We start from the raw sequence: 19,198 nt of genomic DNA, 5'->3' as shown, positions 1-19,198 counted from the left end.
TATCTTGATACTCATCTACATGGATGTATTGAAATTTATTTTGATAGTATTCTAATGCATCTGGTACACGTTCAAATAAACGAATCGTTTTCATGATTAAATCATCAAAATCCAATGCTTCATTTCTAGACAGTTGTCGTTGGTATCCACTATATACTGTTGCAACCATTTGTGAATGAAAATCATTTGCTTCTTTCATCGCATCTTCGGGCGTTTTCAATTCATTTTTTAAATTACTGATGGCACCAATAAACATTCTCGGTTCAAAACGTTTACTATCAATATTTTCATTTTTAAGTACATCTTTAATTACAGATTTTTGATCAGTTGGGTCAATAATGGTAAAGTTACGTTCAATGCCAATACGATCTGCATCTCTTCTTAAAATCTTTACACACATTGAATGGAATGTTGACATCCAAATCACTTGAGCTTCTTCACCAACCAAGTGTTCCACACGCTCTTTCATTTCTTTTGCAGCTTTATTAGTAAACGTAATAGCTAAAATGTTATACGGAGAAACATCTTTTTCATCTAATAAGTAGGCTATACGGTGTGTTAACACCCTTGTTTTACCTGAACCTGCGCCAGCCATGATAAGCAGAGGACCTTCTGTCGTTCTAACTGCTTCACTTTGTTCTTTATTCATATTACTTACTAGAGCATTCATTATTTCGACTCCTTCTTTATTTTTACAGTTTTTAAAGCTTTTTTAATATCTGAGTATATAATATTACCTACAATAATTGTATCGGCATAGTTTTTCATTTCTTTAGCTTCAGTTAAAGAACTAATACCACCACCATAAAATAATTGTGTATGGGTTAACATTTGGGAAGCGGCTTTTACGATATCTTTATCTCCATATGTACCACTATATTCTAAATACAAAATTGGCAACTTATACATTTCTTCAACGAGTTGAGCATAAGCTTCAATATCTTCAACATCTAACTGAGTATTGGATTGCGTAAGTTTGGCTACTTTACTATCTGGATTAAGAACGACATACCCTTCAAGCATCACTTCTTCAAAATTAATCATATGACCATATTGTTTTAATGCTTTATGAAGCAAACCATTATGATATGTCACATCATTACTATTTAATATTGAAGGTATAAAATAAAAGTCAAAACCAGGCATTACGCTCTCTAAATTTGAAACCTCTAGTACTAAAGGTAATGGATATCTTCTAACTCTACTCATAAGATGAATGACATTATCTTCAGTTACATCGTCTGTCCCACCAATCATGATGGCATCAGTATCTGACATACATAAGGCTTCTAAATTTTCGTCGCTAATCTCTTTGGCAGGATCAAGTTTAAATACATGCTGCCACTTTCTAATGTCATACATTATCCATAACTCCTTCTTTTAACATACACTAAATTATAGCATTTTTACCCTTGCAATTCTAAATCAATACACTAAGTTTATGCTAGTATAAATTGTAAAAATTATATTCACAAAAAAGAGACAATTGCTATTTTTAGCTAAGCAATTGTCTCTCTTTATTTATTCTTTTGTTTCAACATTTAATCTATCTAAAATCATTGTATACGCATCATTACCCCATTGCAGTGAGCGTTTAACTCTAGATATCGTAGCTGTTGATGCACCAGATTTCTGTTCTATAGTTGCATAAGTAAAACCTTGCTTTATCATTTTAGCAACTTGAAGTCTTTGAGATAAAGATTGAATTTCATTGACTGTACATAAATCATCAAAGAATTGATAACATTCTTCTCTATCTTTAAGTGTTAAGATGGCATCAAATAATTCATCCAATGCTTCTCCTCTTAATTTTTCAATTTGCATCTCAAGCAACCCCTATTTTCAAATTAAATATAACTATATTTTAACGCATTAATTAATTAAAGTGTAGTTATTTCAATTGAAAATACTAAAACTATATTAGTAAACTATTCTAAATTAGCACGTTTAAAAATGGTGTCAACTTGGTTCAAATGATGTTTTGGATCAAAACATTCGTCTAATTCTTCTTTAGATAAAACATTTGTAATGGTTGAATCTTGTTCTATAAGTTCACGGAAAGGTGTTTTAGTTTCCCAAGATTTCATCGCTTTAGGTTGTACTTTATCGTATGCTTCTTCACGAACCATACCTTTATTAATTAATGCAAGTAAAACGCGTTGTGAAAAAATAAGACCAAATGTTTTATTAATATTATTTCTCATATTATCTTCAAATACTGTTAAACGGTCGATAATATTAGTAAATCTGTTTAAAGCATAATCTAATGCAATTGTTACATCTGGTAACATAATTCGCTCTGCAGAAGAATGAGAAATGTCTCGTTCATGCCATAATGGGACATTTTCATAAGCAGTTGTAATATAACCACGAATCACTCTTGAAATACCTGTAATATTTTCTGAACCGATTGGATTACGTTTATGCGGCATTGCTGATGATCCTTTTTGACCTTTTGCAAATGCTTCTTCAACTTCTCTCGTTTCAGTTTTTTGTAAATTACGAACTTCTACAGCAAATTTTTCTAATGATGTCGCAATTAACGCTAAAGTTGCAATGTAATAAGCATGACGATCGCGTTGAAGTGTTTGAGTTGATACAGGTGCTGTGTCAATTCCAAGATGTTTACAAACGTAACTTTCAATTTCAGGAGGAATATTGGCAAATGTTCCTACTGCGCCACTCATTTTTCCAACTTCAATTTCTTTACGTACCTCTTTAAAACGTTTTAAATTACGTTTCATTTCTGTATACCATAATGCCATTTTTACGCCAAAAGTGGTTGGCTCAGCATGAACACCGTGTGTACGACCCATCATTAATGTATATTTATATTTTTTAGCTTTTTCTTCAAGTACTTTAATAAAGCGTTCAATATCTTTTTCAATAATTTCATTCGCTTGTTTAATTACATAACTTAATGCAGTATCTACAACATCTGTAGAAGTTAATCCATAATGAACCCATTTACGTTCTTCTCCAAGTGTTTCAGATACTTGTCTTGTAAACGCTACTACATCATGACGTGTTTCTTGTTCAATTTCTTTTGCACGATTGACATCAACTTTAGCATTTTCACGAATTTTTTTTACGTCGTCCTTAGGAATATACCCTAATTCACTCCAGGCTTCACAAGCAAGAATCTCCACTTCTAACCATGCTTCATATCTATTTTGGTCTGTCCAAATATTAGACATTTCTTCTCTTGAATAACGTTCAATCATTATTAAACTCCTATCTTATGTAATTATTTTTATAAAAAGCTGTACATTAAATCGTTTTTAAGTAAAATAGTTCGTATTTAAATCTATATTTATAGTTTAACAGATTCTATACTAAAAGTATAAAGATTTTTTATTCTAATTGAATATAGGTTTACGAACTTTATAAAAATATTAAAAGGTCTCTGACTTCTAAATTGTCAAAGACCTATATATGAGCAGTTATTAAATGTCGTTTTCTATTTTCTTACCGACAAATTGAATATCTTGTCGTAATATCTTTATATTTCCTTGTTTATCTTCAAAGTAAACAGGTTTTTCAATACGTCTGACTGGCATGTATCCTTCTTTTCTCATGCGTGTAATACAATCTGAAATAGTTTCATTTTCATTTACCTTGAACTTCACTATGTTCCACAACACTTTCTATTTCTTCTACTTCATATGCTTTTACTTTCTTAGTTCGAACACCTTTAGTCCAGAATCCACCGTGAATGGCTCTAGGTTCATACGCAATGATAAATGCTTTTTCATCTAAACTACGAACAGTTTCCATTAATTTTCGTTCATAACGTCTTGGTGTTAAAATTTGCATTACCATTCGACTTCCATCTCTACCATGTGCTTCATAATGAGTAACACCATAACCTAAATTTCGTAACTCTTTAGGTAAATCAAGCTCGTATTCTGCAGATGTTACGTTTACAACTGTATAGCCTAATGCAAGCTTTTCTTCAATTTTCATTCCAACAATGATACCTATTGAGAATCCAAAGGCATATGCAATAATATTTTGAATTTGATCTAAACTAGACATCACTAGCCCTAATCCAATAACATATATTAAAACTTCAAGAAAACTCACTACCGCTGCCATGTAACGATATCCTTTTAACGTTAAAATTGTGCGCATTGTAAGAAATGTAACGTAAAAAACGTTAATGATGAATATCGCTAATACCATTATCCATGGATTTGACGTTATTACTGACATATTATTCCTCATTTCATTTAACTAAAATTCGAAATAATTTTATCAGTCACAAATAATTTTGTCACTAAAAACTAATAGTAATTAAATCATTTAATTATTAAAGTATTCATTTATTCTTTTGTATGTGAATGTTTAGGCCAAGTATAGCGAGTATATGCTAATTCTCTTTTATGTGCATTTTTAACATAATGATTCTCTATCGTTGTTTTTGCATCACTTGGTACTTCTTTGCCTTCTAAGTAGTCATCAATTTGATTATAAGTTACCCCTAATGCTTCCTCATCAGGTAATTGAGGTTTATCATCTTCTAAATCAGCAGTAGGTACTTTTTCATATAAATGTGATGGCGCTTCTAAATATTCCAAAAGCTGTCTACCTTGGCGTTTATCCAGTCCAAAAATAGGTGCAATATCAGCAGCACCATCACCGTATTTAGTATAAAAACCTGTGATATTTTCAGCTGAATGGTCCGTACCTATAACAATACCACTACGATTTGAAGCAATAGAAAATTGTACTTTCATGCGCTCTCTTGCTTTTTCATTTCCTCTTTGGAAGTCTGTAAGTTCAATACCCGCTTCTTTCAATGATGCTACACTTTGATCTACTGCCGGTTTAATATTAACTGTCATCACTTCATCAGGTTGAATAAAATGGAGTGCATCTTCTACTTCATCCGCATCCTTTTGTTTACCATAGGGAAGTTTAACAGCTATAAATTGGCATTCTCTTCCTTCTTTACGGAGTTCTTCAACTGCTAATTGTGCTAATTTACCAGTAAGTGTAGAATCTTGACCACCAGATATGCCAAGTACTAATGACTTAATAAATGTATGTGATTGAACATAATTTTTAATGAATTGGATAATCTCACGAATTTCTTGTTGACTATCAATATGTTTTTTTACTTTCATTTCTTTTACTACGATATCTTGTAAATTAGTCATTGTCTTCCTCCATTTCCTTAACATGTTCTGTCACTTCAAGAATGCGCTTTTGTTTATTATTCCAACAACTTGTACTTAAATCTACTGGATATTCTTGTGGATTTAAATAACGTTTATTTTCTTCCCACAATTGTGATAATGATTGTTTTAAATAATCTTGAGTTTCTTTTTCACTTGGTAAGTCATAAACTAACTTACCATTTTCGAAAATTGAATGATGTAAATCAACCGCTTCAAAATGCTTAACATGTTTCATTTTATAAGTATGAACTGGATGGAACATCTTTAATGGTTTTTCTTTATTAGGATTTTCATGTTCAAGCGTGATATAGTCACCTTCAGCTTTTCCAGTTTTAGTATTAATAATACGATATACTTTTTTCTTACCAGGCGTAGTAACTTTTTCCGCATTATTCGATAGTTTGATACGGTCTACATATTTACCTTTATTATTTTCAACAGCGACAAGTTTATAAACTGCTCCTAAGGCTGGTTGATCAAAACCCGTAATCAGTTTAGTCCCTACACCCCAAGAGTCTACTTTTGCCCCCTGTGCTTTTAAACTTGTAATTGTTTGCTCATCTAAATCATTTGAAGCAATGATTTTTGCGTCTTTAAAGCCTGCATCATCAAGCATACGACGAGCTTTTTTCGATAAATATGCAATGTCACCAGAGTCTAATCTTATACCTATAAAATTAATGGAATCTCCTAATTCTTTTGCAACTTTAATTGCAGTTGGTACTCCTGATTTTAAAGTGTGGAACGTATCTACTAAAAACACACAATTTTTATGTCGCTCTGCATAAATCTTAAATGCTTTATACTCATCACCATATGTTTGAACTAGTGCATGAGCATGAGTTCCAGAAACTGGAATACCAAATAATTTGCCTGCTCGGACATTACTTGTTGAATCAAACCCACCAATATATGCTGCACGCGCTCCCCAAACTGCAGCATCAATTTCTTGTGCACGTCGTGTACCAAATTCCATTAACGTATCTTGTGGTGCAACCTGACGAATCCTACTAGCTTTCGTTGTAATCAGCGTATGAAAGTTTACAATATTAAGTAAAATCGTTTCAATAAGTTGAGCTTGAATTAGCGGCGCTTCTACTCGTAATAATGGTTCATTCCCAAAGCACAATTCTCCTTCTTGCATCGCGCGAATATTCCCTGTAAATTTTAAATTTTTAAGATATTTTAAAAAGTCATTTTTATATCCTATTGATTGTAAATATTCGATATCAGAATCACTAAAATGGAAGTTTTCTATAAATTGAATCATCCTTTTCAACCCATTAAAAACAGCATATCCACTTCCAAATGGCATATTTCTGAAATACAAATCAAACACTGCATTTCTTTCATGAATACCATCATTCCAGTAACTTTCTGCCATATTTATTTGATATAAGTCATTATGTAACATTAAACTATCATCTTCGTAACGATACACCCTCATCTCTCCTAACAACCTTTTTGTATATTTTATCACAATTCAGTAATAGTGAGTATTTTCGATAATAGTCTTTAATTTAAAAATTCAATTTTTTTAATTCGACAAATTCATGACATAAGTATTTATTGTATGTGTTATATCAGTTACTCGCTTATAATACTATTGAGGTGATTATATGCTATTAGAAGAAGCTACAAATTTTATCCAAACTATGTATAGTGAATTAAATTACTCAAATCATACTATTTCTAAACGTATCACTGAGATAGAGAAAGAAATCAATCGGACAGGTACCTATACACATACTTATGAAGAACTAAATTATGGCGCTAAAATGGCATGGCGTAATTCCAATCGATGTGTCGGTCGCTTATTTTGGGAATCATTAAACGTTGTGGATGCACGAGATAGTTATACTGAACAACATTTCTTAGATGCACTTCATAATCATTTAAGCAAAGCGACAAATGGCGGTAAAATCAAACCATATATCACTATATTTTCTTCAACTGATGCACCTAAAATATATAACAATCAATTAATACGTTACGCAGGATATGAAGATAAAGGCGATCCATCAGAACGCGAGATAACACAATTAGCTAATCATTTGGGATGGAAAGGCAAAGGTTCAGACTTTGACGTGCTTCCTCTTATTTATCAATTACCAAATTCACCTATAAAATATCATGAATTTCCTCCTTCATTGATTAAAGAAGTAGATATAGAACATGATCAATTTCCAAAGCTGAAAGATTTACATTTAAAATGGTATGGTGTTCCTATTATTTCTAATATGGATTTGAAAATAGGTGGAATTACATATCCAACTGCTCCTTTTAATGGTTGGTACATGGTCACTGAAATTGCAGTTCGTAATTTTACTGATACTTACCGCTATAATTTGCTTGAAAAAGTTGCAGAAACATTTGAATTTGGTACACTTAAAAATAATTCATTTAATAAAGATCGTACATTAGTAGAATTAAATTATGCAGTTTATCACTCTTTTAAATCACAAGGTGTTTCTATTGTTGACCACTTAACTGCTGCTAAACAATTTGAATTATTTGAAGAAAAAGAGAAACAGCATCATCGTGATGTTACTGGAAAATGGTCATGGTTAGCACCACCGTTATCGCCAACGTTAACTGCTAATTACCATCATGGATACAAGAATACTATTAAAGACCCTAATTTCCATTATAAAAAAGCGACACCGATGAAATGTCCATTCCACTAGTGTACAAGATTCATGAGGTGACACTTCATCATGCATTTATATTATTTAGGTCCCGAAGGCACATTTTCATATTTAGCTGCTAAAAAATATTTTTCAAAAGATAGCTTTAATTTCATATCAAAGTCTAATTTATACGAAGTCATTAAGGCAGTAAATAGTGACGCTCAATCTGTAGCAATTGTACCAATAGAAAATTCAATTGAAGGAACTATAAACATTGTGGCAGATGCACTGGCTCAACAACATGTTTTTGCACATGGGGAAATACATTTAGATATTAATTTTGGTTTATATGCGACAAAGGACTCAAAGATAGAAAATATAAAAAAGGTATACTCTATCGCACCAGCCATCAGTCAAACAAGCCAATACATTCAAAAACATCAATTTTCTTACGATTATGTTGAGAGTACGATTCAAGGATTAGAAAAAATCTCCTCGGATGTAGCAGCCATTGTTCCTGTAGGTAGTGGTGAAATGTATGGATATACTGCTATAGAGAGTAATATTCAAGATTATCCGCATAATGTTACACGTTTTTTAGTCATAAAAAATGATAATAACTTTGAGTCTAAAACGAATAACACAATGCTATTAATTACCCCTGAGTATGACAAAGCTGGATTACTGGCAAGTATACTGACTACATTTGCATTATTTGATATTAATTTATCATGGATTGAATCAAGACCACTGAAAACTCAACTGGGTATGTATCGCTTCTTCGTACAAGCAGATATTGGGCTATCAGATAATTTGAATAAAGTTATATCGATATTAGAGACATTAGATTTTTCAGTGAAAATTATTGGTGCTTTTCATCGTCAATAAAAGGGATTGGACAATATGTGTGGTGAATGTATCCTTTCATTCTGAAAACCTAACCGAATTATATTAAAAATGCCTAGGACCATTCATGATGTCCTAGGCTCCTTTTGTGTATTTATTTAAAATATTAAGATAAAACATACACAATGAATATATGATTTCACGATATTTAATTTTATTTTAAATTTAATGTGTCAGAAATATCAAATCCTAAAATATATGGCATTAAGAAATAAACAACTACTATAATAATCACTGCAGAAATTAAATTAACCCAAAATCCTACTTTAGCCATTTCTTTAATACTTAACTTACCTGATCCAAATATAATAGCATTTGGGGGTGTTCCTACTGGTAACATGTAAGCACAGTTTGCTGCCATAGCTGCGGGTACCATTAATAACAATGGATGTACACCTACTGCTACAGATAGCGCAGCAAGAATAGGTAAAATCATTGTAGCAGTTGCTGTATTCGAAGTCACTTCTGTTAAAAATAATACAAATATTGTAATGACAATAACTATTACTAGTGGATGCACCCCATCTAACATTTTCAGTTGCTCACCTAGCCATTTTGCTAAACCACTTTCTGAAATTCCTTTTGCTAAAGCTAAGCCTCCACCAAACAATATAAGTACACCCCATGGTAATTCTTTTGCTACTTCCCAATCAATAATTCGCTTATGCTTTTCTTTACTTTTAGCAGGAAATATAAAAAGTAAAATAGAAATAAATATTGCAATTGTACCGTCTGCAACTTCAGATGTTATTGAAAAATTTTTTAAAATAAATTCTCTTGTTATCCATAGTAAGCTTGCAAGAATAAAAATAGCTTGAACCACTTTTTCTTCATAAGACATTTTACCAAGTCGATTGAGTTTATCTTCAATCAATGTTTGACCACCCGGTAAATACTTCAAATCATGTCTAAATGCGATAAATCTTAAATAAGCCCATGCTAATGCTATTAAAATAATGACTGTAGGAATACCAACAATCATCCATTTAGCAAAGCTAATTTCTTGTCCAAAATGTTGTTCAAATTGTCCTTTTAGTATAATGAGTGGCGGTGTTCCAATAAGTGTACCTAATCCGCCGATGGTCCCAGAATAACCAATAGCTAAGATAAGCGATTTTTCAAATTTCGAAATACTATCTGCTTTAACGTCATCATCTTTCAACTCATTCGCTTCTTTAATAATTGCTAAACCAATAGGTATCATTATCATAACAGCCGCTGTATTTGATACAAACATCGATAGAAATCCTGTAGCAATCATGAATCCTAATAATATTTTACTCGTGCTTGCGCCAATATATCTAATAATAGTTAAAGCTACACGTGTATGTAAATTCCATCTTTCCATAGCAATTGCAAGAATAAAACCACCTAAAAATAAAAAGATAATATCATTACCATATTCAGAAGAGACTTGTTCAGGCGAAAGTACATGTCCTAAAGGCAAAAGTATGAGTGGTAAAAAACTCGTTGCAGCAATTGGTATCGCTTCTGTAATCCACCAAATAGCTATCCAAACCGTAATTCCTAAAACATATACCCCTTTGAAAGGAAGTTCTACTGGATGAAAGAATGATAAGATAAGAACAAACAATAACGGTCCTAAAATGAGCCCCAATAATTGCCCTATAGAATAAGATTGATTTGTATGATCTTTTTTAGAAAAAAATGTTAAGTATGGTGCATTTCTTCGAAAACGTGATTGCTTAGTCATCTAATTCCCCCTTTAAAATTAGAAACTTAACTTAATATATTCTATTTTTAGAAATATGGCATCATCACAATAAAGTTGATTTGATCCCTATTATATCGCAAACAACCCCTTAGAAATCTGACTTTTTTGAAAATATATAATGATATTATAACATAAAAGAAAACGTTTTATTATATATCATAATAAAGCGTGTATCATTTATTTTTCATCTATAATTATATCTTTTTAAATTAAATACTAATCAATATTTATTTTTTTAACTTTAACTTTATCATTTTGATTAAATGTCAAATTAGAAATATCTTCTAAATGTAATCTTTGTGTCGAATGATTAAATGAATTACCTGCAATAAAAACATTAGTATGTTTTACATTATTATAACTTCTCACGTGTATAGCATCTCTTTTCATTTCTCCTTCGAAATGATTACCGGTTACAGTCAAATTATCTCCAGCTTGAGTTTTTTGAACTTGTCCTGTAGAAACATCAGCCGCATTTTTTCCATTTTTAACTCCGAGAAAACGAATACCACCATTACAATTTATAAAGGTATTATTTGAGATAAACATTGTCTTTGATTTTAACGGAGTTAATGCATATTCGTTCATTCCGTTAAACACATTATTCCTTATATGAATATTTTCGTAAAAGCGATTATAACGACTGGCATGAGAGCCTATCGCTCTATTCCAAGCTTGCATTTTAGGTTGGTTTGAATTTCCAAAATAGCAATCTTCAATGACAACATTTTTGGTAATCGTGCCATCAGTCGTACCAAATTTAGGAAATGACCCAGGCACTTGAATGTCTAATTGAATTGCTTCAGAAAATGGGCGATTACCATTTACATCAAAAAAGCCTTTAAACTTACAGTTCTTAATATATAAACCATTGATTCCACAAGCATCTAGTGCATGTCCACCTACAACATCAAGTACTGTAATATCTATTAACTCAATATCTTCAGCATGACCTATAGACATTGCGGTATTATTGTAGGGGTACTTTGAACCGTTCATATCAAATATACCACCTTTTATTTTAATATGCCCATTTCCTTGATATCCATGATAGAAGCCAAATTTTTTACCATTTTTTAACAATGCATCTCTCGAGTGACGTTGCAAGATAGTATCATCTTCTAATATTAAAGTGGTATGATCATATATCACTAATGCTTTACTAATATAATAAGTCCCAGATGGTATATAAACTGTATGTTCTCCGTATCTTGCGGCATTAAGTGCTTTTTGTATAGCTTTAGTATCTCTTCGTTTATGTTTTCCTTTTAAACCAAAATCCTGTGCATTGATCAATATTTTTTTATCCCCTATCTTATGTTGTTATTAAATATATTTGTAACCATAATGGTGTATAGCTATACTATATTTATAATTTAATATTATACATTTTTTAAGGGATTCAAACATTTATTAAGAAAGGGATGTTTATTATGACTAACAAAGCATTGATTGTTGTAGATTATTCTTATGATTTTATCGCTGATGACGGCCGATTAACTTGTGGTAAACCAGGCCAAGATATTGAACACTTTATTGTAGAAAGACTCAATCAATATCAACATCAACATGATAATATCTTTTTCATGATGGATTTACATTTCGAAGAAGACCCATATCATCCTGAAACTAAATTATTCCCACCTCATAATATTGAAGGTACTTCAGGTCGTCATTTATATGGAGAGGTAAAATCATTTTTTGATAAATATAAAAATGAAGATACTGTACATTATTTAGATAAGCGACGTTATGATTCTTTTTATGGTACTTCTTTAGATAGTTTATTAAGAGAAAGACATATTGATACTGTTGAAATTGTAGGTGTATGTACTGATATATGTGTACTCCATACAGCAATTTCTGCTTATAATTTAGGTTATCACATTATTATTCCTGAACAAGGTGTTGCATCATTTAATGAAGAGGGTCATCAGTTCGCTTTAGCTCATTTTAAAAACTCATTAGGTGCAAAGGTAGAAGTTATCAATTAAAACATGCTAAAATAAGGATAAATTTAAAAATTAAGGGTGAATAAATCAATGGCAAAAACTTATATTTTTGGACATCAAAATCCGGATACAGATGCAATATCTTCAGCTATTATAATGGCTGATTTTGAACAACAAACTGGAAATTCTGAAGCAACGCCTTATCGCTTAGGTGAAGTGAGTGCTGAAACAAAATATGCATTAAATCATTTTAAAGTTGATGCACCAACTTTATTAAATGATGATTTAGAAGGTCAAGACGTTATCTTAGTTGACCACAATGAATTCCAACAAAGTGCTGAAACTATTGCTAAAGCGAATATTGTGAATGTCGTAGATCATCATAGAATTGCGAACTTTGAAACAGCAGGTCCTTTATACTATCGTGCAGAACCTGTAGGTTGTACTGCTACAATTCTTTATAAAATGTATAAAGAACGTAACTTTAAGATTAAACCTGAAATTGCTGGATTAATGATTTCAGCTATTATTTCAGATAGTTTATTATTTAAATCTCCAACATGTACTGAAGAAGATGTAAATGCTGCTAAAGCATTAAAAGACATTGCTAATGTCGATTTAGATGAATATGGTTTAGAAATGTTGAAAGCAGGTGCTTCAACAACTGATAAATCTGCTGAAGAGTTATTAGATATGGATGCTAAATCATTTAATATGGGAAATTATGTTACTCGTATTGCTCAAGTCAATACTGTAGATATTGATGAAGTCTTAAATCGTAAAGATGAATTGGAAAAAGCAATGTTAGAAACAAGTGCAAACGAAAAATATGATTTATTTGTATTAGTTGTCACTGATATTATTAACAGTGATTCTAAAATTTTAGTTGTCGGTGCTGAAAAGGATAAAGTTGGTCAAGCTTTCAATGTTCAATTAGATGACGGTATGGCTTTCTTATCAGGTGTAGTTTCCCGTAAAAAACAAGTTGTACCTCAAATCACTGAAATTTTAACTAAATAATTCATATTTTAATTCCTATATAATAAGGCTGAGATAGTAAGTGACTTAACTCTCAGTCTTTTTTAATTGATTTTAATCATTCATTCAAATGTTTTAACCTTGGATATATTTAACTAAAATTATATAGTCAATCACACTATAACGGCATTGGGATTGACTGTACAGGAGGTACTACAATTGAATTTAATAGAAAAACAATTTCAAGAAAGTAAACAGTTTTTTAAAACACATCAAACTAAAGATATCAAATTTCGTAAACAACAATTAAAACTATTAAGTAAAAGTATTAAAGGCCATGAAACAGAATTATTAGAGTCGTTAAAAATAGACCTAGGGAAAGGTTCAGTAGAAGCATATGCTACTGAAATTGGTATACTTTTAAAAAGTATAAAAACAGCTCGTAAAGAATTAAAAAACTGGGCTAAAACTAAGCAAGTAGATACCCCACTATTTATGTTTCCAACAAAGAGTTATATTAAGCCCGAGCCCTATGGGACAGTATTAATTATCGGTCCCTTTAATTATCCCGTACAACTTTTATTCGAACCTCTTATTGGTGCTATAGCAGCTGGTAATAACGCCATCATTAAACCTTCTGAACTTACTCCTCATGTTGCACAAGTAGTGCGAAAAGTGATTGAAGATGTATTTGCAAGAGATTTTGTAGCTGTCGTTGAAGGTGGCGTTGAAGAAACTCAAACATTAATTAATCTTCCATTTGATTATATATTCTTTACTGGTAGCGAAAATGTAGGTCGAATTGTTTACGAAGCAGCAAGTAAAAATTTAGTTCCTGTCACACTTGAACTTGGTGGTAAATCACCAGTGATTGTAGATGAAACTGCTAATATTAAAGTAGCAAGTGATCGTATTAGCTTTGGTAAATTCACCAATGCTGGTCAAACTTGTGTAGCACCAGATTACATTTTAGTGAATAGAAAAGTTAAAGATGAATTAATTCAAGCATTTAAACAATCTATTGAAGAATTCTATGGCAAAAACATTCAAAATAGTCCTGATTTTGGACGTATTGTTAATACAAAACATTTCAATCGACTTTCTGAATTATTAGCAATACATCGTAACGAAGTTATTTTTGGTGGGCATACTGATGACAATGAACAATATATCGAACCTACAATCTTAGACGGTATTACCCCACAATCTAAAATTATGGAAGAAGAAATTTTTGGTCCATTATTACCAATCATCGTCTACGATGATTTTAATGAAGCGATAGATATTATTCAAAGCAAATCTAAACCTCTAAGCTTGTATTTGTTTAGTGAAGATGAAAATACAACGAACTGTGTGTTAGAAGAATTGTCATTTGGTGGCGGTGCAATCAATGACACTTTAATGCATTTAGCTAACCCAAATTTACCCTTTGGTGGCGTAGGTGCTTCAGGAATTGGCGAATATCATGGCAAATATTCATTTGATACATTTAGTCATATGAAATCATATATTTTTAAATCTACACGACTAGATTCGAGCATTATCTATCCCCCTTATAAAGGTAAATTCAAATATATTAGAACATTTTTTAAAAACTTATAAAAAAATCCCTATAATGGCTCACTTTACAAGTGTTTACATTATAGGGGTATTTTTTATCTATAACGATGAATTCGAGAAATCAACAAATACACCTTCAGGTGCGGTATACTGATTGTCAGTAGCAATCAACATACCACTATTTGTATCACGTCTAAATACTGTTAACGCGTAATTTCCTTCTTGATGTGCACATACAAGGTATTCATCTGACTCAGTAATATTAAAATCTCTTGGAAATTCTCCCCCGCTTTTTACTATTTCAACCGGGTTAATTCCTTTTCCATCATCAACTACTGTAAATATCGCTATACTATCATGTCCACGATTGCTAATATATAGATTTTGTTCATCATGAGATAGTCTCACAGCTGCTAATTTAGTTTCTCCAGTGAAATCTTCAGGAATCGTTAAATGACGTTCAATTTCTTCAAATTTTCCATCATGATATTGTACGACGCTTACTCTATTAGATAATTCATGAACAACATACGCGTATTTCCCATTATTATGGAATTCAATATGACGAGGTCCATCTTCAGTATGAAATTCTGATACCGCATGTTCTTTAAATCCTTCAACTCCGAATGTATATGTTACAATTTTATCTGCACCTAAATCAGTCACAGCTACATATTTATGGTCAGGAGTTTCTTTAATGAAATGAACATGATTATGATCTTGACGTTCATGTGTTCCAGTTGGATAACTATGTTCTAACTCTTCAATTAATTTTACCACTTCGCCTGTGTCAGGATTAAGTTGATATATACGTGCTATTCCAGCAGTATAAACCGCTTCGAATAAGAAGTTATGATCACTAGAAACAGAAATATAACATCCTGTTCCATTCTCTGAAGCTAAACATTTATTAATGAGTGTAAGCTGACCATTCTCATCTTTTTTAAAAGCAGCTACACCACATGCTTCATTCTCTTTAGTAATTGCATACAAAAATTGTTCAGTTTGAGCAAGATAAGTTGATGCTTCGATATCATATCCTGTATCTACTGATTGTATTTCTCCATTATCTTCATTAAGTTCGAACATATAAATACCCTTACCTTCTTTTTTTGTATAAGAGCCCACATAACCTTTGGTTGTCATTTTAATACCTCCATTATATTCAATATCATTAACATTTATACTAGCTAATTGTATTTATTTAAGGGTAATAAAAAAAACCAGTAACTTCAAATGAAATTACTGGTATATGATACATTTTTGCATTAAGCATTATTGCTTTCAATATCAGATACGATTTCTTTTGTTTTTCTTTCGATATCTTCAAAGTCTTTTTTGAAAATAAAGCCAAATACTACTACTACTACACCAATAACTAATGCTGTAATAGCTGTGAAGCTTAATAAGAATTTAAATAAACCTTTAATGAAATCCCACATTTATATTTCACCTCTGTACTTAAAATAAATACGTTTACATTAAATAATTTTAACATAGTTTACGTTATGATTAAATACATACCTTTTTATATATTATTTCAAACCTAAAATTAAAGATTTTTAAAAAATCAAATATTTTTTCTCTATTTATAATGAATGACATTTGTCTTATTTACATAATGAATTACTATCATATATAAATAAACATTATAAGGCTTTAAATTTAATATAAATTATTGTTCAATATAATTAATAAAACAAATGGTAGGAGGATTTTTCATGCAAGAAGTTAAGTCAGATATTATGACCTTTCGTGGTTCACATTTTGATTTAGGTATCAAAACTGCTCAGTGGTTAAAACAAACGCCCTTACTAGAAAATAGAGAACGTGAATGGAAGAAGCGTATGCCTCGTTTTGACATTGATGTTAATGAAACATATAGCATTTTCCAAACGTATGCACCAGAAGTCTGGGAAGAATTATTAGGAATGCAAGAGATATTAAATTTGCCGACTAAACAAATGATTTTAAATTTCGGTCACTATCGTTTTACTGATTTAAATGAAAGTGGATGTACAATTTTTCAAGGCAAAGATTATATGGTTCGTAATTATGATTATCATCCTGCTACATATGATGGCAGATATCTTCTTTATCAACCAAATGATGGTGGACTTGCGCAAATAGGACCAACCTCTAGAGTAACTGGTCGGATGGATGGGATGAATGAAGCAGGTCTTGTGATGGGATATAATTTTATGCACCGTAAACATCCTGCAAATGGATTTGTATGTTATATGGTAGGACGACTTGTCTTAGAATATTGCAAAGATGTCAAAGAAGCAATTCAATTTCTAAAAGAATTACCCCATAGAAGTTCATTTAGTTATATTTTAATGGATAAGCATTTAAATCATGCAATTGTTGAAATTACGCCACGCTCATTTGATGTTAGATATGATAAAGTTTGTACTAATCACTTTGAAATATTAACACATGAAAATCGTAACTATACCAAAGAATCTAAAGAACGTCTTGCTCGCACAATTAGTCAAACTTCAGAAGATATAGATAAATATACTGCGTTTAAACTTTTTAACGATCCTAAATATGACATTTATAGTAAGTTGTTTAAAAGTTGGTCAGGAACAATTCATACATCAATGTATGAACCTAAGCATTTAAAAGCTTGGATGACACTAGGTGAGAATAAACCGCCTCTATCTATCGACTTTCAATCATGGTTAGATGGTCATGAACTTGACTTAATAGAATTTACTGGAAAGATAGATACTGATTTAACATTTGCTACGTATTAATAAAAAAAGATTAGATAAACGTTTTAAAATTTAATTAATCAACGTTTTGTCTAATCTTTTTCATCCTATTTAATATTTATATCACCTTTAACGTTATAACACTCTATAATATTATAACTATTACCTACTTTGCTATCTTTAAAATAAGGATTCTTAATGTTATTGTCCCCCATTCCTGGATGTAGTTTTAACAAGGTGTCTTTAGGCTTAGTTTTATAATCAATGTTTATATCACCTTTTTTACTTGAACTCTTCATATCAATTTGACTTGGCATGTTTTTAAAATCAAGTTTTCCTTCATTTGTAATGAATAATCCATTTTTCAAAGTACAATGATTAACCACAATATTAGAATTTATTACTTTAAATTGACTATTTTTAATATCACTATTTTTAATATTAATTGTTCCATGATTGCTATAATAATCAATACGATCAAGTTTAGCTTCTTTGATATTTAAATTTTCTCCGTCTTTTCTAATTCTGGCTTTTTTGATATCTATGTTATTAATATTTAACTTTCCTAATTTAGCATCGATATTTAATTGTTTTAACGTATCAGGTGGAATGGTTATATGAATGTTGAACTTACTTCTTTTAAAAGGGTTTAAATTAAAGCTATACCCTCTTTTAGAAGAACGTGATTCTTTTACATTTAAGCTGTCTTTTTGAGTGTTCACTTTTATACTATTGTCCCCGTAATATTTCACTCTAAATGAAGAACCTTGAGTGATAGTGATATCAGAACTATAACTATCTATATTCAATTTAGAGATAGATGATTGATGAAACGTTTCATTATATTTCAATCGTTTATAGATATCTTTATCATGAACAAACCATACGAACGTTGCTGCCAGAAAAAAAACAACAAATATAACTAATCCACTTATTGTTAATTTTTTCATCACTGGATTCTTCCTTTAATTATTTTTATATACCATGATAAATATTTTAAAACAAGTTTATATAAATTCTGAACAATTTTTATTATTGCAACTAATACTAATATACCTATCCCAGCATAAGAAATACTATAAAGAAAATTACTAAAAGAGTCAGGAGTTTCCTTAAGGATACTAATAATAATTAATAAAATAGGTAAACAAATAAGTACAATTGAAATGACGAAAACAAAGGCTAGAAATATTAAGAATATAATCATTGGGATAACAATTAAGAAAAAAGAAATAACACCCAAACTTAATGATGCCATAATAGCTTTTACAATATTACGAAAGTTAGGTGTAACTTTAGCATGTGAAATTGCTTCTTTAGCTTTTATTTCTTTTCCAATAGTATAAGGATTTTTCAAATCATCTAATATTTGAGCATCTGTTTTACCTTTTGTTTCTTGATTATAAAAGATATCTTCATACTCATTCATTACTTTATCTTTTTCTTTACGTGGTAAATCATCAAGCTCCGTTTCCAGTTCATTCAAAAAAGTAATTTTATCCATTTCTCTTTCACATACTTTCTTAAAATATAA

Annotated in this window: 20 protein-coding genes; 6 read left to right on the top strand and 14 right to left on the bottom strand. The window is 30.8% G+C overall.

The features are described from left to right. From HMPREF3046_RS04380 to HMPREF3046_RS04345, 8 genes are all read right to left on the bottom strand, one after another. The coding region (locus HMPREF3046_RS04380) for a UvrD-helicase domain-containing protein (RefSeq protein WP_176744386.1) at window positions 1-670 on the bottom strand (670 nt) is incomplete at its 3' end. Next, window positions 670-1,362, bottom strand: a complete 693-nt coding sequence (locus HMPREF3046_RS04375; protein WP_070716751.1) for a heptaprenylglyceryl phosphate synthase — start codon at window positions 1,360-1,362, stop codon at window positions 670-672. The genes HMPREF3046_RS04375 and HMPREF3046_RS04380, both read right to left, overlap by 1 nt. 159 nt (window positions 1,363-1,521) lie before the next feature. Beyond that, window positions 1,522-1,824, bottom strand: coding sequence for a YerC/YecD family TrpR-related protein (locus tag HMPREF3046_RS04370; RefSeq protein ID WP_002450083.1), 303 nt, complete (start codon window positions 1,822-1,824; stop codon window positions 1,522-1,524). Between the two features lie 104 nt (window positions 1,825-1,928). Further along, the gene (gene purB, locus HMPREF3046_RS04365) at window positions 1,929-3,224 is read right to left on the bottom strand and encodes an adenylosuccinate lyase (protein ID WP_070716749.1); all 1,296 of its coding nucleotides are present in this window, start codon (window positions 3,222-3,224) and stop codon (window positions 1,929-1,931) included. 222 nt (window positions 3,225-3,446) lie between these two features. Beyond that, on the bottom strand, window positions 3,447-3,629 hold the full coding sequence (locus HMPREF3046_RS04360; protein WP_070549526.1) for an NETI motif-containing protein: 183 nt from the start codon (window positions 3,627-3,629) through the stop codon (window positions 3,447-3,449). After that, on the bottom strand, window positions 3,610-4,215 hold the full coding sequence (locus HMPREF3046_RS04355) for a DUF2179 domain-containing protein (protein ID WP_070716746.1): 606 nt from the start codon (window positions 4,213-4,215) through the stop codon (window positions 3,610-3,612). The genes HMPREF3046_RS04360 and HMPREF3046_RS04355 overlap by 20 nt, the downstream gene beginning before the upstream one ends. A 110-nt stretch (window positions 4,216-4,325) precedes the next feature. Next, window positions 4,326-5,162: an ammonia-dependent NAD(+) synthetase gene (gene nadE / locus HMPREF3046_RS04350; RefSeq protein WP_070716743.1), complete on the bottom strand. Its 837-nt coding sequence runs from the start codon at window positions 5,160-5,162 to the stop codon at window positions 4,326-4,328. Beyond that, a complete protein-coding gene (locus HMPREF3046_RS04345) occupies window positions 5,155-6,624 on the bottom strand; it encodes a nicotinate phosphoribosyltransferase (protein WP_070716740.1) in 1,470 nt (489 codons plus the stop codon). The genes nadE and HMPREF3046_RS04345 overlap by 8 nt, the downstream gene beginning before the upstream one ends. A gap of 178 nt (window positions 6,625-6,802) precedes the next feature. Between HMPREF3046_RS04345 and HMPREF3046_RS04340 the strand changes: the two genes are divergently transcribed. After that, on the top strand, window positions 6,803-7,870 hold the full coding sequence (locus tag HMPREF3046_RS04340; RefSeq protein WP_070716736.1) for a nitric oxide synthase oxygenase: 1,068 nt from the start codon (window positions 6,803-6,805) through the stop codon (window positions 7,868-7,870). Window positions 7,871-7,900: 30 nt separating this feature from the next. Beyond that, window positions 7,901-8,701: a prephenate dehydratase gene (locus HMPREF3046_RS04335; protein WP_070716732.1), complete on the top strand. Its 801-nt coding sequence runs from the start codon at window positions 7,901-7,903 to the stop codon at window positions 8,699-8,701. A 172-nt stretch (window positions 8,702-8,873) separates the two neighbouring features. On the opposite strand, the gene HMPREF3046_RS04330 is transcribed toward HMPREF3046_RS04335, so the two are convergent. Then, window positions 8,874-10,433, bottom strand: coding sequence for an SLC13 family permease (locus tag HMPREF3046_RS04330; protein WP_070716729.1), 1,560 nt, complete (start codon window positions 10,431-10,433; stop codon window positions 8,874-8,876). Between the two features lie 237 nt (window positions 10,434-10,670). Continuing rightward, a complete protein-coding gene (locus HMPREF3046_RS04325; RefSeq protein WP_070716725.1) occupies window positions 10,671-11,753 on the bottom strand; it encodes a glycosyl hydrolase family 28-related protein in 1,083 nt (360 codons plus the stop codon). Between the two features lie 134 nt (window positions 11,754-11,887). Between HMPREF3046_RS04325 and HMPREF3046_RS04320 the strand changes: the two genes are divergently transcribed. The 3 genes from HMPREF3046_RS04320 (at window position 11,888) to HMPREF3046_RS04310 (ending at window position 14,986) form a co-directional block, all read left to right on the top strand. Next, window positions 11,888-12,448: a cysteine hydrolase family protein gene (locus HMPREF3046_RS04320; RefSeq protein WP_070716722.1), complete on the top strand. Its 561-nt coding sequence runs from the start codon at window positions 11,888-11,890 to the stop codon at window positions 12,446-12,448. Window positions 12,449-12,496: 48 nt separating this feature from the next. Beyond that, window positions 12,497-13,426: a manganese-dependent inorganic pyrophosphatase gene (locus HMPREF3046_RS04315; RefSeq protein WP_070716720.1), complete on the top strand. Its 930-nt coding sequence runs from the start codon at window positions 12,497-12,499 to the stop codon at window positions 13,424-13,426. Window positions 13,427-13,603: 177 nt separating this feature from the next. After that, window positions 13,604-14,986, top strand: a complete 1,383-nt coding sequence (locus HMPREF3046_RS04310) for an aldehyde dehydrogenase (RefSeq protein ID WP_070716717.1) — start codon at window positions 13,604-13,606, stop codon at window positions 14,984-14,986. 57 nt (window positions 14,987-15,043) lie between these two features. Here the strand turns inward: HMPREF3046_RS04310 and HMPREF3046_RS04305 are convergent, their stop codons facing one another. Further along, entirely contained in the window at window positions 15,044-16,090 is a 1,047-nt protein-coding gene (locus HMPREF3046_RS04305; protein WP_070716715.1) for a 6-phosphogluconolactonase, read from the bottom strand. 122 nt (window positions 16,091-16,212) lie between these two features. Beyond that, the gene (locus tag HMPREF3046_RS11200) at window positions 16,213-16,386 is read right to left on the bottom strand and encodes a hypothetical protein (RefSeq protein ID WP_019835503.1); all 174 of its coding nucleotides are present in this window, start codon (window positions 16,384-16,386) and stop codon (window positions 16,213-16,215) included. 279 nt (window positions 16,387-16,665) lie between these two features. Here HMPREF3046_RS11200 and HMPREF3046_RS04300 point away from each other — a divergent pair, with 279 nt between their 5' ends. Beyond that, the gene (locus HMPREF3046_RS04300; protein ID WP_070716713.1) at window positions 16,666-17,706 is read left to right on the top strand and encodes a C45 family autoproteolytic acyltransferase/hydrolase; all 1,041 of its coding nucleotides are present in this window, start codon (window positions 16,666-16,668) and stop codon (window positions 17,704-17,706) included. A 65-nt stretch (window positions 17,707-17,771) separates the two neighbouring features. On the opposite strand, the gene HMPREF3046_RS04295 is transcribed toward HMPREF3046_RS04300, so the two are convergent. Both HMPREF3046_RS04295 and HMPREF3046_RS04290 read right to left on the bottom strand, forming a co-directional pair. Further along, window positions 17,772-18,614, bottom strand: a complete 843-nt coding sequence (locus tag HMPREF3046_RS04295; RefSeq protein WP_070716711.1) for a DUF4097 family beta strand repeat-containing protein — start codon at window positions 18,612-18,614, stop codon at window positions 17,772-17,774. Continuing rightward, a complete protein-coding gene (locus tag HMPREF3046_RS04290) occupies window positions 18,614-19,168 on the bottom strand; it encodes an HAAS signaling domain-containing protein (protein WP_070716708.1) in 555 nt (184 codons plus the stop codon). Before HMPREF3046_RS04290 ends, HMPREF3046_RS04295 begins: the two co-directional genes overlap by 1 nt. Window positions 19,169-19,198 lie beyond the last annotated feature (30 nt).

It is taken from the genome of Staphylococcus sp. HMSC070D05 (genome assembly GCF_001815595.1).
Taxonomy (GTDB): Bacteria; Bacillota; Bacilli; order Staphylococcales; family Staphylococcaceae; genus Staphylococcus; species Staphylococcus hominis.
This window is presented reverse-complemented; position numbering and strand designations above follow the sequence as displayed.